This window comes from Azospirillum sp. CT11-132 (assembly GCF_047302835.1).
Classification (GTDB): Bacteria; Pseudomonadota; Alphaproteobacteria; order Azospirillales; family Azospirillaceae; genus Azospirillum.
On the sequence record NZ_JBGLZA010000003.1, the window covers coordinates 162,396 to 176,804 of the forward strand.

A 14,409-nucleotide genomic window follows, 5' to 3' on the forward strand; every position below is an offset into this window, starting at 1 on the left:
GCTGCCGCCCGGCAAATCCACCCTTTCCGCCTGCCGGCACCACCTGACGGTGCCGGCCGGGGGCCGAACTGGCGGCCATTCCCCGACATATGATAAGGTCGCCCGCGCGCCGGGGTGGAAAAAGCGCGGTTGTTTCGCCGGGGGACCGTGATGAGCGACGAATTCCTGTTCGCGGAGGAGGAACCCGCCGTCGAGGTGGCGGCCGAGGCTGCCGAACCGGTCGAACCCTGGCTGATCCTGATCGTCGACGACGACCCCGCCATCCATGCCACCACCAAGATGGTGCTGCGCGGCTTCGCCTTCGAAGGGCGTCCGGCGCAGTTCCTGTCGGCCGCCACCGCGGCGGAGGCGCGTGGGGTGCTGCGCGACAACCCGGCCATCGCGGTGATCCTGCTGGACGTCGTGATGGAATCCGACGATGCCGGCCTGCGTCTGGTCCGCTACATCCGCAACGAACTGAGCAACCGCCGTGTGCGCATCATCCTGCGCACCGGCCAGCCGGGGCAGGCGCCGGAACGCGACGTCATCCTCAGCTACGACATCAACGACTACAAATCGAAGACGGAGCTGACGGCGCAGAAGCTGTTCACCTCCGTCGTCGCCGCGCTCCGCGGCTACCAGGACATCACCGCCATCGAGGACCACCGCGAGGGGCTGGAGCGCATCCTCGACTCCTCGTCCACCCTGCTGGGCAAGCGGACGATGGCGGAGTTCGTGCGCCATGCCGTGGCGCAGATCGTCGGCGTCTGCCCGCAGGGTGACGGGGTGGCGCTGGTCAGCCGCCTGTCCGACGGGCCGCGGCCGGCGGAGCCGCTGGTGCTTGGCGGCGCCGGTTGCCATGTCGGGATGGAAGGGACGCCGCTGTTCCTGGCCCTGCCGCCCGATGCGGTGCAGGCGGTGACGGCGGCGCTGTCCGACGGCCGTAACCGCTACGAACGTGGCCACAGCGTTCTGGTCTTCCGCTCCGCCACCCGGCACCACGACACTGCGGTCTATCTCGGCCATGGGCGGGCACTGACGGCCGACGAGCGCAGGTTGCTGGAAGTGTTCTGCGCCAAGGTCGCCATCGGCTTCGACAACGTCCATTTGTACGAGGAACTGACCGAGCTGAACCGCAGCCTGGAGGGCCAAGTGGCGGAGCGCACGCGCGACCTCGTCGCGGCGCGCGAGGCGGCGGAGGCGGCGCGGTCGGAGGCGGAGGCGGCCAACCAGGCGAAGTCGCTGTTCCTGGCGACGATGAGCCACGAGATCCGCACGCCGATGAACGGCATCCAGGGCATGCTGGAGCTGCTGGAGCACACCAGCCTGACCGGCGACCAGCGCGAACTGGTCAGCGTGGTGCGGGAGTCTGCCGGCGCGCTGCTGACGATCATCAACGATATCCTCGACTTCTCGAAGATCGAGGCCGGGCGGCTCGACCTGGAGCGGGTGCCGGTCTCCCTCGCCAATGTGGTGGAGGGGGTGGCCGAAACGCTGGCGCCGGGCGCACGGGGCAAGGGGCTGTCGCTGGTCACCTACATCGACCCCGATCTGCCGGCGGAGGTCGTCGGCGATCCGGTCCGCATCCGGCAGGTGCTGTTCAACATCGCCGGCAATGCGGTGAAGTTCACCCAGTCCGGTTCGGTGACCATGCGGGTGGAACTGGCGCAGTTCGACGGCGACCGCGTCACCATCCGCGTCGCGGTGACCGACACCGGCATCGGCATCTCCAAGGAAAATCAGGTTCGCCTGTTCCGCCCCTTCACACAGGCGGAGGCATCGACCACCCGGCGTTTCGGCGGCACCGGGCTTGGTCTGTCGATCTGCCGGCGTCTGGCCGAACTGATGGGCGGCGACATCGGCGTCATCAGTGAGGTCAATGTCGGCTCGACCTTCTGGTTCACCTTCGCCGCCGATCTGGTCCCGGCGGCGATCGAGCCCGCCCCGACGCAGCGGGCGCCGCTGCAGGGGGTGACCGTGCTTCTTCTGGCGGCGGATGCGCAGGAGCGCGGCTTCCTCGCCCGCTATCTGAATGCCGACGGCGCCCAACTGGTGGAGGCGGCCGACGCCGATGCGGCCTTGCGCACCCTGCTGCCGACCGCCGCCTGCGACGTGCTAGTCTCCACGCTGGGCACCGACCTTGCTGCGCTGGACAATGACCCGCGCGGCCGGGTGCGCGGGCGCGTGCTGATCGGCGGCGACGCGCTAACCGCGGGCGACGCGGCGGAACTGGGTGCGTCCGGCGCCGGGACTGTGGTTCTCGGCCGGCCGGTGCGGCGGGGCGGGCTGGTCCGCGCCATCCTGGCCGCCGCAGGGCGGATGGCGGTAGGGGAGGGGGGCCGTACCGATCGCCATCCCGAACCGGAACCCGCCACCCCGGCGGCTGGCCGACGCCGCCTGCCCACGGTGGAGGAGGCACGGGCGCAGGGCCGGCTGATCCTGGTGGCGGAAGATCATCCGACCAACCGTCAGGTCATCCAGCGCCAGCTGACCCTACTCGGCCATGTGATGGAGACTGCGGAAGACGGCGCCCAAGCGCTGGCGATGTGGCGGGCCGGCGGCCATGGCCTGCTGCTGACCGACTGCCAGATGCCGGAGATGGACGGCATGGAACTGGCCCGCAGCATCCGCGCCGCCGAGGCGGCCGGTGGAGGCCCGCGCCTGCCCATCGTCGCCATCACCGCCAACGCGACGGAAAACGAAGCGCAGCTTTGCCTGGCGTCGGGCATGGACGACACGTTGGCCAAGCCGGTCAGCCTCGCCGATCTGCGCCAAGTGGTCGACCGTTTCCTACCCCCTGCGGACGGCAAAGGCTGGGAGGGGGCGGAGCCGTGCGAATCTTCGGAAGGCATGGAAGCGATGAACGACGAGTTGCAGCAACCCTCCCCTCAGCCGGCATCTCCGCCAACCCCCGCAATCGCCGACCTGCCGCCGCTCGACCTTGAGGCGCTGACCGCGCTGTTCGATGGCGACGGCGAGTTCGTCCGGCATCTGCTGGGCGAGTTCGTCACCTCCAACAGCGCCTCGCATCGCTGGCTGATGGATGCGCTGGCCGGCGAGATCTGGGACGAGGTGCGGCAGGCAGCCCACAAGCTGGCGGGGTCCTCGCGCACCGTCGGCGCCCGCGACCTCGCCGCCGCCGCCGATGCGGTGGAACTGGCGGTGATCGACCACCGGCTGGAGGGCATCGCCTCCCTGGTCGCCCGCGTCGGCATCGAGCTGGACCGCGTCATCGCCCACATCGAGGCGGTCTGATCCCGCACCCGCAGCGGCTGTAGTAGAGGCTGTAGCGAAACCGACATGAGCGTCCCCTTGTCGCCTTTGCGACAAGTGTGAGGCGCGTCCCGCTCCTCAGAAAAATCCTGCATTTCCCGTGACTTGGCCGGCTTGCGCCGGCTGGCACGCCGCTTGCTTTTCTGGGTGTATCCCGGCCCGGTGCCGGCCCCAAACCCACATGCGCGTCACAGCGAGAGCGGAAGCCAAGGAGAACGGGATGCACATCGTCGTCTGTATCAAACAGGTGCCCGACAGCGCCCAGATCCGCATCCATCCCGTCACCAACACCATCATGCGGCAGGGCGTGCCCGCCATCATCAACCCTTTTGACCTGTTCTCGCTGGAAGAAGCGCTGCGGCTGAAGGACAAGGTGGGCGCCCGCGTCACCGTGCTGACCATGGGGCCGCCGATGGCGGAGACCTCGCTGCGCAAGGCACTGTCGCTGGGGGCCGACGACGCGGTGCTGCTGACCGACCGCAAATTCGCGGGCTCCGACACGCTGGCGACCTCCTACGCCCTGACCTCGGCCATCCAGAAGCTGGCGGAGGAGGAACCAGTCGACATCGTCTTCTGCGGCAAGCAGACGGTGGACGGCGACACCGCCCAGGTCGGCCCCGGCATCGCCACCCGCCTGGGCTTCGAGCAGCTGACCTACATCACCAAGATCGAGGATCTGAACATCGCGTCCAAGGAGATCGTGGTGCAGCGCCGTTCCGAGGGCGGCGTGCAGGTGCTGAAGACCAAGCTGCCCTGCATGATCACCATGCTGGAGGGCACCAACACCATCCGCTTCGGCAAGATGGACGACCTGTTCCGTGCCGCCCGCTACGAGCTGAAGACCTGGAGCCGCGACTTCACCGGTGCCGAAGAGGGGCGCGTCGGGCTGAAGGGCTCGCCGACCGTGGTGTCGAAGGTCTTCGTGCCGAAGCCGCGGGCGGAGAAGGCGAAGATGATCGTCGCCGATGCGGACACCCCCGACGCGATGGCTGCCGCCGCCATCGATGCCATCTTCGCCGCCCAGCCCAAGCTGGCCGGCGACCTGCTCGCCCGCGCCGCGGCCGGGCTTTGACGATCCATCCGCGGGAGACCCGACGATGAGCGAACCGAGCAAGCCCCAGGGCCGCAAGTTCCAGCTTCCCGAACACCTGAAAATTTACAAGAACGTCTGGGTGATCGTGGAGCAGGAGCGCGGCATCGTCCACTCCGTGTCGCTGGAACTGTTGGGCGAAGCCCGCAAGCTGGCCGACAAGCTGGGGGTGGAGGTCGGTGCCGTGGTCCTGGGTGCCGAAAGCCCTGACCTGAACCGCATCTGCGGCGACGCCATCGGCTATGGCGCCGACATCGTCTACAAGGTGACTGACCCGGCGCTGGCCGACTACCGCACCGATCCCTATTGCCGCGTCATGACCGAGGTGGTGAACACCCACAAGCCGGAGATCGTGCTGCTGGGCGCCACCACGCTGGGCCGCGATCTGGCCGGAGCCATCGCCACCACGCTGGCGACCGGCCTGACCGCCGACTGCACCGAACTGGATATCTACGCCGATAACCGCTCGCTGGCCGCCACCCGGCCGACCTTCGGCGGCACGCTGCTCTGCACCATCCAGACGCTGGCCTACCGGCCGCAGATGGCGACGGTGCGCCCGCGCGTCATGGCGATGCCGGAGCGCGACGACGCCCGCACCGGCCGCGTCATCGAAATCCAGCCGGATCTCCGCGAAGAGGACATCGTCACCAAGGTCCTGAACTTCATCGCCGACCGCGAGCAGAACGAGGCGCAGCTGGCCTTCGCCGACATCATCGTGTCGGCCGGCAAGGGGCTGGGTAAGGTCGAGAACATGAAGCTGGTCTTCGACCTCGCCAAGGTTCTGGGCGCCGAGGTCGGGGTGACCCGGCCGCTGGTCCAGGCCGGCTGGGCCACCAACGACCGTCAGGTCGGGCAGACCGGCAAGACGGTGCGGCCGAAGCTCTACATCGCCGCCGGCATCTCCGGCGCCATCCAGCATCGGGTCGGCATGGAGAAGTCCGACCTGATCCTGGCGATCAACACCGATCCCAACGCGACGATCTTCGACTTCGCCCATTTTGGGCTGGTCGGCGACGCGCTGAAGATCCTGCCGGCGCTGACCGATGCCTTCGGCCGCCGCCTCTCCGTCAACCGCATGGCCGGCTGACCGCCGGACGAGAAAGGAGCCTGTCGACATGGTCGAAAAGTTCGACGCCATCGTCATCGGTGCCGGCCCGTCCGGCAACGCCGCGACCTATACGCTGGCCAAGCAGGGGCTGAAGGTCCTGCAGCTTGAGCGCGGCGAATATCCCGGCGCCAAGAATGTCCAGGGCGGCATCATGTATTCGCATGAGCTGGAGAAGATCATCCCGGATTTCCGGGACGATTGCCCGACCGAGCGCCACATCATCGAACAGCGCGTCTGGCTGCTGGGCGACGACAGCTATGTCGGCACCAACTACCGCTCGGAAGCCTTCAACAGCGACAAGCCGAACCGCTACACCATCATCCGCGCCAACATCGACAAATGGTGGGGCGAGCAGATCCGCAAGGTCGGTGGCCTCCAGATCTGCGAGACCACGGTGACCGAGTTGATCCGCGACCCGTCCGGCAAGGTGATCGGCGTGCGCACCGACCGCGAGGGTGGGGAGATCCACGCCGACGTCGTCATCATGGCCGACGGCGTGAATGCCCTGCTGGCCAAGCGCGCCGGTCTTCAGGTGGAGGCGGCGCCGGAGAATGTGGCGCTGGCGGTCAAGGAAATCCTCTTCATCGATCCGGAGCTGATCCAGCAGCGCTTCGGCATCAAGGAGGATGAAGGCGTCGTCATCGAGATCATGGGTAAGGTGACCAAGGGGATGGTCGGCACCGCCTTCCTCTACACCAACAAGGAATCGCTGACGATCGGTATCGGCTGCCTGATCTCCGACTTCAAGAACGGCGACTGCCCGCCTTACCGGATGCTGGAGGATCTGAAGAACCATCCCGTCATCAAGCCGCTGATCGAGGGGGCGGAGATGAAGGAGTATGCCGCCCACATGATCCCGGAGGGTGGCTACAAGGCGGTCCCGCAGCTCTACGGCGACGGCTGGATGGTGGTTGGCGACGCCGCCCACTTCAACAATGCCGCCCACCGCGAGGGCTCCAACCTCGCCATGGCGTCGGGCCGGATGGCGGCGGAGACGGTGATCGAGCTGAAGGCCGCCGGCAAGGGCTACAGCGCGTCGAACCTGGCCGCCTACAAGAAGAAGCTGGATGACAGCTTCATCATGAAGGACCTGAAGAAGTATCGCGAGCTGCCCGGCATCATGCACGGCAACAAGCAGTTCTTCGGTGCCTATCCCGACGAAATCACCGCGGCGGCCCACAACTGGTTCACCGTGGACAGCATCGACAAGAAATCGAAGGAAAAGCAGATCATGAAGTCCTTCATCAAGCGCCGCTCGGTGATGGGACTGGTCGGTGACGCAATCAAGCTGGTGAGGGCCGTGCGATGAGCATCATGGTCAAGGTCGAAGAGAAGCTTTATCAGAACCGCTACATCGTCGATGAAAGCAGGCCGCACATCCGGATCAAGAGCGTCGAGGCCTGCCAGAGCTGTGAGAAACAGGCCTGCACCTTCTGCTGCCCGGCCGCCTGCTACAGCAAGAACGAGACGGGCGGCGTGACGCTGGTGACCGACGGCTGCCTGGAATGCGGCACCTGCCGCGTCGTCTGCCAGGACAAGGGCAACATCGCCTGGGACTATCCGCGCAGCGGTTACGGCATCAGCTACAAGTTCGGCTGATCGCGTCCGTCTGGTGTCTTCCCCCGGAACTGGATGGCCTCCGCGCAGTCTTGTGCGGGGGCCGATTTGTCTTTGGGGAGTGCTCGCTGATTGCCCCCACCCCAACCCTCCCCCGCTGGGCGGGGGAGGGGGCAAGTGCTTGTTCGGGAGGGTGGCGGCAGTCCCTCCCCCGCCCAGCGGGGGAGGCTAGGTGGGGGTAATCAGCCACCTCCCCTCAACGCCTCCACCGCCTGCCCCAGCGCCCGCTGCAGCTCGGCCGGGAAGTAGGGTTTGCGGACGAAGCCGAAGGGGTCGCACTCCGCGGCACGGTGGCGGGTCTCGGGGTCGCCGAAGGCGGAGGTGAAGATGCAGCGGATGCCCGTCCGCTCGCGGATCGCCGCCGCCGCCTCGATCCCGTCACGCGGGCCGAGCAGGCGGATGTCCATCATCACGACATCCGGACGCAGCCGTTCGGCCGCCTCGACCGCGGCGTCGGCATTGTCCTCGATCCCGACGACGGCGAATCCCAGCATCCCGAGAATTTCCTCCAATGCCATGGCGGCGAGGCTCTCGTCTTCAATGATGAGGATGCGCAGGGGAGCGTCGGAGGCAGGCGTAAGATCTGTCATCGTGATCGCATAGGGGGCTGTCACAGCGATTTTACAGGAGCCGAGTGATCGGCAAACCAAAAAGCGCAGGATTATGACCAATGGCGCAGCCTGCGCCGGACGCATGGGGCACGGAGCGGAAGCGTCGCAGGATGTCGCCGCACCCTTGTTTTTTACCCGTACGAAGCACCATCTCTGTCTCAGGGTTGTTTTCACCAGCGAGCATTGCGGACCCGCGCCTGTCCATTATGGAAGGCCGGCGGGGCCGCTCCCTTTTCCATGAGGAGACCGGCGATGGACCTGCGAGTCTGTTTCGAAAACATGGAAAGCGTCAACGTCAACGACGCGGCGATGATGAAGCATTACACCAAGAGCTATCTCGCGGATTTCAATCCGGAATGGGCCGGATTCATCATGTTGCCCCATGACGAGACGCTGCGCGCGACGATGGAGCCCGCCTGGCAGGTGCTGATCCGCGACGCCTCGCCGCGGACGGAGCAGGAGCTGCTGCGCTACATCGACGAGAACCCGATGGCGGCCTATCACGTCCATGTCTACCGGCGCGACGGCGGCCGGAACGAGAGCAAAATCCACTGACGGCAAAGGGGGCGCTGCAAGACGCCCCCTCCGTCAAAGCTCTTGCGCAGGCGGTTCAGCCGATCGGCGATCCCAACAGGCTGTCCAGGGGCACGAAGCGGTCGGCCATCTTGCGCGCTTCTTCCTTGTGGACCTTGAAGGTCTTTTCCGCGATGGCGTTGGACACCACGAAGTCCTGATAGGCGCGTTCCAGGTGAAAACGGTAGCGCGCCGACATGCCGTCGTCGTCCAGCCCCTCCATCCCATGGTCAGCCGACAGGTAATCGTGGAAGCGCTGCAGGATGTGCAGGCGGTTCACGTTGATCACGCGCTGGTCGTAAGTGACGTGGAAGAAGCGCAGGAAGTCTTCCGCGGTTTCCAGATCGTCGAGGTCGTCGGTGAAATCGCTCATCGTCGAAGGCTCCTCACGCATGCTGCTGGGTGGAAGGGGAGGGGCCGCAGCCCTCCTGGTCGCAGATGTTTCCACAGGCGCTGCAGGCAACGCCGTCCAAACGGGCATCGCCCAGCCGCATTTCCGACAGTCGGATGTTCTTATCAGGAAACTGTGACGGTACGGTTGCGGTGTGAGCATCCAACCGGGCTTCGATGCGGTTGATGTGCTCGATCAGGCAGGCGATGGCCTTTCCGACCGGGTCCGGCATCAGATGATGTTCCAGGTCGATGCCATGTCCAGATTGCTTGCGGCCGGATAGCTGGCGATGCGCATCATGCCGCACCACGCGGCCGGGGATGCCGACCACGGTCATGCCATCCGGCACCGGCTTGGTCACCACGGAATTGGCGCCGACCCGCGCGTTGGTGCCGACGGTGATCGGCCCCAGGATTTTGGCGCCGGCGCCGACCAGCACGCCGTCCATCAGCGTCGGGTGTCGCTTGCCCTTGGTCCAGGAGGTGCCGCCCAGCGTCACCCCATGATAGAGCGTCACGTCGTCGCCGATCTCCGCCGTCTCGCCGATCACCACGCCGGCGCCATGGTCGATGAAGAATCGGCGGCCGATGCCGGCGCCGGGATGGATGTCGATGTTGGTCAAAGCGCGCGCCACATAGGATAGGAAACGCGCCGGCCAGCGCAGCCCCCGCCGCCAGGCTGCATTGGCGAAGCGGTGCATCACCAGCGCGTGGATGCCGGGATAGCAGGTCAGCACATCGAAGACGTTGCGCGCCGCCGGGTCGCGGTCGAAGACGCAGGCGACGTCCTCGCGCAGTAGAGCGATGATGCCCGGAGAATCTTTGGATTTGCTCATGTCGCCGCCTCCAGGAAGGCGTGCAGTTCCTCAGGAGTCGGCGGCCGTTTGGCACGGGTGGCCAGCGCGCGGACGCGCGGCAGCACAGCCTGGGCCGTGGCGTCGTCGCAGGGGATGCCCAGCCGTTCATAGGCCAGTTTCACCGCCGCGGTGCCGGAATGCTTGCCCAGCACGATGCGATGTTCGCGTCCGACCTCGGCCGGGTCGAAATTCTGGTAGGTGGCGCGGTCGCGCAGCAGACCGTCGACATGGATGCCGGCCTCGTGGGTAAAGACGGCGGACCCGACGATCGACTTGTTGACCGCGACCGGCCGGTTGGAGGCTCTCTCCACCAGATCGCTGATGGCGCCGAGTGACCGTGTCTCCACGCCGCTGTCGATGTGGTAGAGGTGTTTCAGCGACACCACCACCTCCTCCAGCGGGGCGTTGCCGGCGCGCTCGCCGAGACCGTTCACCGTGGTGTTCACATGGGTGGCGCCGCCCAGCACCGCCGCCAGCGAATTGGCGTTGGCGAGGCCCAGATCGTCATGGGCGTGGATCTCGATCTCCAGGTCGGTGGCCCGGCGCAGCCGTTCGATGCAGGCGCGCGTCTGGAAGGGGTCGAGCACGCCCAGCGTGTCGGCGAAGCGGAAGCGCCGCGCGCCCGCCTTCTGCGCCACCGTGGCGGCGGCGATCAGGAAATCCATGTCGGCACGGGAGGAATCCTCGCCGCCGACGCTGACCTCCAGCCCATGGTCGCGCGCCTGTTTGACTTTGCGTTCAATTTCCGCGAGCGCCCAATCCCGGCTGCGCTTCAGCTTCTTCGTGATGTGGATGTCGGACACCGGCATCGACAGGTTGACGAAGCCGACATTGCAGGACAGCGCCGCCTTCAGGTCGGTGTCGTGCATGCGGCACCACACCATCAGCCGTCCTTTCAGCCCCAGCGACGCCACGGCGCGGATGCCCTCGCGCTCCTCCTCGCCCATCGCGGGGATGCCGATCTCCTGCTCCGGCACGCCGGCGGCGTCGAGCACCTTGGCGATGGCGATTTTCTCGTCGAGCGTGAAGGCGACGCCGGCGGTCTGCTCGCCGTCGCGCAGCGTGGTGTCGTTGATGGTGGCGAAGGTGGTGGGCATGGGGGCACCTCGCATCGTCGTCGCCAATTGCCCCCACCCCGACCCTCCCCCGCTGGGCGGGGGAGGGGGATTGAGCGCTTGTTCGGGAGGGCGGCGGCAGTTCCCTCCCCCGCCCAGCGGGGGAGGGTTAGGGTGGGGGCAAGCACTGTCCCCTTTGAAAAGTGTCGCAGGCCGGGCCGGGGACCCGCCCCGACGGGGTGTCGTCGGGCGGGGTGCCGGGACGGGCCATCGACCCGGCCTGCGATCTCGGTGTTACGAATAAACGGGTGCGAATTCCTTCGGCCGGTCCGCACCCTGCTGCCAGTAGGGCGACAGGCTGCGCAGCTTGGCGATGATGCCCGGCACCACGGCGATGACCCGGTCGATCTCCTCCTCCGTCGTGTCGCGCGACAGGGAGAAGCGGGTGGCGCCATGGGCGGCGGTGTAGGGCACGCCCATGGCGCGCATGACGTGGCTCGGCTCCAGCGAGCCGGATGTGCAGGCGGAGCCGGAGGACGCGGCGATGCCGGCCTCGTTCAGCAGCAGCAGGATTGCCTCGCCCTCGATATACTCGAAGGCGATGTTGCAGGTGTTGGGCAGACGGTTGTCCGGGTTGCCGGTGACGAAGCAACTCGGCACCGCCGCCAGGATCGCCTGTTCCAGCCTGTCGCGCAGCGCCTTTACCCGCGTGTTCTCCTCGCCCATATGGACCAGCGCCAGTTGGGCGGCGGCACCCAGCCCGACGATGCCGGGCGCATTCTCCGTCCCGGCGCGGCGGGAGCGTTCCTGATGGCCGCCGCGCAGCATCGGACGGAAACGCAGGCCGCGCTTGACGTAGAGCGCGCCGATGCCCTTGGGGGCGTGCAGCTTGTGGCCGGACAGCGACAGCATGTCGATGGCGCTGTCGGCCAGCTTCATCGGGATCTTGCCGACCGACTGCACCGCGTCGGTGTGGAAGAGGGCGCCGACCTCCTTCGCCATGCGCGCCAGTTCCTCCACCGGGAAGATCGTCCCGGTCTCGTTGTTGGCCCACATGATGGAGACGATGGCGACCTGATCGGACAGCGCGGCACGGTAGGCCTCCATGTCGAGGTTGCCCTTGCCATCCACCGGGATGCGGTGGACCGTATAGCCGCGCTTCTTCTCCAGATACTCGCAGAGCGCCAGCACGCCGGGATGTTCGACCACGCTGGTGACGATCTCGCGCTTCTTCGGATAGGCCTCCAGCGCCGACAGGATGGCGGTGTTGTCGCTTTCCGTCCCGCCGGAGGTGAAGACGATCTCGCTGTCATGCGCGGCGCCCAGAAGGGCCTGGACCTGCTTGCGCGCCCATTCGATCTTGCCGCCGACCGCGGCGCCGAAGCCGTGCATCGAGGACGGGTTGCCGAAATGCTCGGTGAAGAGCGGCAGCATCTCCTGCAGCACTTCCGGATCGACGCGGGTGGTGGCGTTGTTGTCGAGATAGATGCCCTGGCTCATGATATCAGGCTCCCCTTAGCCCGCGTGGGCCGGCATGAGGGATGCGGGCTTGACCCGCACGAACTCGCCGAGCTTCTCGACCAGCTTCATCTGCACGCCCATCATCGTCCCGGCCGATTGCGAACAGCCGGAGCAGGCGCCGGAAAGCCGGACGTAGATGTCCTTGCCGTCGATGTCGACCAGTTCCACATCGCCGCCGTCGCGCTGGATCTGCGGGCGCATTTCCTCGATGGCGCCTATGATCGCCTGCATGCGCTGGACGTTCGTCAGCTTGGGCGCCGCGGCCGGTTCGGCCTTCGGCTCCAGCGGCTTGATGGCGTCCAGCCCGACGGTGCCGGGGGTGTGCTTCCTGGCGGGCTTCAGGGCGCCGGTCTTCGCCAGCACCTCTTCCAGCACCTCTTCGATCTTCTCGTGGCAGGTCTGGCAGGAGCCGCCGGCCTTGGTGTAGTGGGTGACCTCCTCCAGCGTGGTCAGGCCGTTGACGGTCACCGCGCGCTCGATCATGGCGGCGTCGATGCCGAAGCACTTGCAGACCAACTCGCCTTCCTCATGGTCGTCTTCCCACGCCTCGCCCTTGTAGTTGGCGATGGCGGCGCGCAGGGCCTCGGCACCCATGACGGAGCAATGCATCTTCTCCGGCGGCAGGCCGCCCAGATACTCGGCGATGTCGCGGTTGGTCAGGGTCAGCGCCTCGTCCACCGTCTTGCCGATGATCATCTCCGTCAGCGCGGAGGAGGAGGCGATGGCCGAGCCGCAGCCGAAGGTCTGGAACTTCGCGTCCTGGATGATCTGGGTGTCGGGATCGACCTTCAGCATCAGACGCAGCGCGTCGCCGCAGGTGATGGAGCCGACCTCGCCGACCGCGTTGGCGCTGTCCAGGACACCGGAGTTCTTCGGGTTGAAGAAGTGTTCCTTGACCTTGTCGGTGTAGTTCCACATGTCGCTGCTGCCTTTCCGTGGGGTGCGCGCCTAGGGGAAGAGTGTCCGGGGGCGGGATCAGTGGCCCCGATCAATGGGTCGAATAGGGGGCCGACGATCCGCAGCTGGACGAGGAGGTCGAGCAGGAGCCGCCACCGCCTTCACCGGCCGAGAAGGACTTGCCGCAGCCGCAGCTGCTGGCCGCGTTCGGGTTGTCGAACTTGAAGCCGGAGCCCTCGATGCCCTCGACGAAATCGACCACCACGCCGCTCAGGAAGGGCTGGCTGTTGGCGTCGACGAAGATGGTGACCGGGCCGAAGTTGAGCACCGCGTCGTCGTCGCCGGCCGCCGCCTCCAGGCCCATCTGGTATTTCAGCCCGGCGCAGCCGCCGTCGGTGACCGCGATCCGCAAGCCGGCGGCGGCGCCGCCTGACGTCGCCAGGACCCGTTCCAGGGTGGAAACCGCCGCATCCGTCAGAGTCACCATGTCCCGCCTCCTCAAGCCGCGTTGCCGGGGGTGCCGGCCGATCTGACGGGAAGTAAAGCAAGGGCTGTGCCAAGCAGGTAAACTATTGATTTGAAATGATTGTCAGCTGGAGATGGCGTGGCGAAAGTCTGACAAAGTTCCGCACACCAACCATTTTGTCGGCTTTGGCGCGTGTCGGATTCGCGACAGCAGCGACACTTCGTCGCACAAAAACAATGTGGTCTTTCCCCGTGTCCGCGCGCGTACCATGGGACGTCGTCGGTGCGTCGGATGATTGATTGTGTCAGCAGGAAATACAGGCGAGGGAAGCGATGAGCGACGAACCGATAGAACTCAGGATGTCGAACGGCCGCATGGCCTTCGGCGATGTGCCGGAACAGATCGACGAGCTGTTGCAGGAGGCGGTGAAGGCCCGCGACGTGCCCGATGCCTGCGAGGCGCTGCTGTGGGAGGCCCACCGCAAGGGGCCGCGGGTGCTGCCGGTCTTCTACGCGCTCTACAAATTCTACTTCAACCGCAAGAAGCTGGGGGAGGCGGAGCGGGTGGCCCGCATCGGGCTGGATGCCGCAGCGCTCCAGGGCGGCTTTCCGGCCGATTGGTCGCAACTGACGGCGGGCTCCACCGATTGGACGGCGGCCGGGCCGGCGCGCTTCTTCCTGTTCACCATGAAGGCGCTGGCCTTTATCGAACTGCGCCGCCACAACCGCGACAGGGCGCTGGCGATCCTCGCCAAGATGGCGGAGATCGACCCGGCCGATCAGGTCGGCTACGGCACCATCGCCGCGCTGGCTCGCGGACTGGATGGCGAGGGCGGGGCGGGGTAACGACCCAACTCAGAAACCGCATTCCCCCAAAAAAAAGCCCCCGGCCCAGGGGGGAACCGGGCCGGGGGCAGCGGGGATTTGCGTCTCACGACGCACTCACGACGCGCTCTCTCACGTCGAGAGTTAT

14 protein-coding genes are annotated in these 14,409 nt (G+C 66.6%); 7 read left to right on the plus strand and 7 right to left on the minus strand.

The window, feature by feature from the left end:
• Positions 1–150: 150 nt before the first annotated feature.
• From ACCD06_RS06570 to ACCD06_RS06590, 5 genes are all read left to right on the plus strand, one after another.
• Positions 151–3,234 carry a DUF3369 domain-containing protein gene (locus tag ACCD06_RS06570; protein WP_413339600.1) on the plus strand — a complete coding sequence of 1,028 codons (3,084 nt, stop codon included), beginning with the start codon at positions 151–153 and terminating at the stop codon, positions 3,232–3,234.
• A gap of 238 nt (positions 3,235–3,472) precedes the next feature.
• Positions 3,473–4,324, plus strand: a complete 852-nt coding sequence (locus ACCD06_RS06575) for an electron transfer flavoprotein subunit beta/FixA family protein (RefSeq protein ID WP_413339602.1) — start codon at positions 3,473–3,475, stop codon at positions 4,322–4,324.
• 25 nt (positions 4,325–4,349) lie between these two features.
• The gene (locus tag ACCD06_RS06580) at positions 4,350–5,429 is read left to right on the plus strand and encodes an electron transfer flavoprotein subunit alpha/FixB family protein (protein WP_413339604.1); all 1,080 of its coding nucleotides are present in this window, start codon (positions 4,350–4,352) and stop codon (positions 5,427–5,429) included.
• Positions 5,430–5,457: 28 nt separating this feature from the next.
• Positions 5,458–6,759: an FAD-dependent monooxygenase gene (locus ACCD06_RS06585; RefSeq protein WP_413339606.1), complete on the plus strand. Its 1,302-nt coding sequence runs from the start codon at positions 5,458–5,460 to the stop codon at positions 6,757–6,759.
• Entirely contained in the window at positions 6,756–7,049 is a 294-nt protein-coding gene (locus ACCD06_RS06590; RefSeq protein WP_413339608.1) for a ferredoxin family protein, read from the plus strand. The genes ACCD06_RS06585 and ACCD06_RS06590 overlap by 4 nt, the downstream gene beginning before the upstream one ends.
• A 200-nt stretch (positions 7,050–7,249) precedes the next feature.
• On the opposite strand, the gene ACCD06_RS06595 is transcribed toward ACCD06_RS06590, so the two are convergent.
• Positions 7,250–7,657, minus strand: coding sequence for a response regulator (locus ACCD06_RS06595; RefSeq protein ID WP_413339610.1), 408 nt, complete (start codon positions 7,655–7,657; stop codon positions 7,250–7,252).
• Positions 7,658–7,930: 273 nt separating this feature from the next.
• On the opposite strand from ACCD06_RS06595, the gene ACCD06_RS06600 reads away from it, so the two are divergent.
• Complete coding sequence (locus tag ACCD06_RS06600; protein WP_109154361.1) at positions 7,931–8,233, plus strand: hypothetical protein; 303 nt, start codon at positions 7,931–7,933, stop codon at positions 8,231–8,233.
• A 55-nt stretch (positions 8,234–8,288) separates the two neighbouring features.
• On the opposite strand, the gene nifW is transcribed toward ACCD06_RS06600, so the two are convergent.
• The 6 genes from nifW to ACCD06_RS06630 form a co-directional block, all read right to left on the minus strand.
• Positions 8,289–8,624, minus strand: a complete 336-nt coding sequence (gene nifW / locus ACCD06_RS06605) for a nitrogenase-stabilizing/protective protein NifW (protein ID WP_413339612.1) — start codon at positions 8,622–8,624, stop codon at positions 8,289–8,291.
• Positions 8,625–8,637: 13 nt separating this feature from the next.
• Complete coding sequence (cysE, locus tag ACCD06_RS06610) at positions 8,638–9,450, minus strand: serine O-acetyltransferase (RefSeq protein ID WP_413342464.1); 813 nt, start codon at positions 9,448–9,450, stop codon at positions 8,638–8,640.
• Positions 9,451–9,473: 23 nt separating this feature from the next.
• On the minus strand, positions 9,474–10,595 hold the full coding sequence (gene nifV, locus ACCD06_RS06615; protein WP_413339614.1) for a homocitrate synthase: 1,122 nt from the start codon (positions 10,593–10,595) through the stop codon (positions 9,474–9,476).
• A 252-nt stretch (positions 10,596–10,847) separates the two neighbouring features.
• Positions 10,848–12,053, minus strand: a complete 1,206-nt coding sequence (gene nifS / locus ACCD06_RS06620) for a cysteine desulfurase NifS (protein WP_413339616.1) — start codon at positions 12,051–12,053, stop codon at positions 10,848–10,850.
• Positions 12,054–12,068: 15 nt separating this feature from the next.
• Positions 12,069–12,992 (minus strand): Fe-S cluster assembly protein NifU, encoded by a 924-nt coding sequence (gene nifU, locus ACCD06_RS06625; protein WP_413339618.1) that lies wholly within the window; start codon positions 12,990–12,992, stop codon positions 12,069–12,071.
• A gap of 70 nt (positions 12,993–13,062) precedes the next feature.
• A complete protein-coding gene (locus ACCD06_RS06630; protein ID WP_413339620.1) occupies positions 13,063–13,458 on the minus strand; it encodes a HesB/IscA family protein in 396 nt (131 codons plus the stop codon).
• A gap of 311 nt (positions 13,459–13,769) precedes the next feature.
• Between ACCD06_RS06630 and ACCD06_RS06635 the strand changes: the two genes are divergently transcribed.
• The gene (locus ACCD06_RS06635) at positions 13,770–14,282 is read left to right on the plus strand and encodes a hypothetical protein (protein ID WP_136705208.1); all 513 of its coding nucleotides are present in this window, start codon (positions 13,770–13,772) and stop codon (positions 14,280–14,282) included.
• Positions 14,283–14,409: the final 127 nt, after the last annotated feature.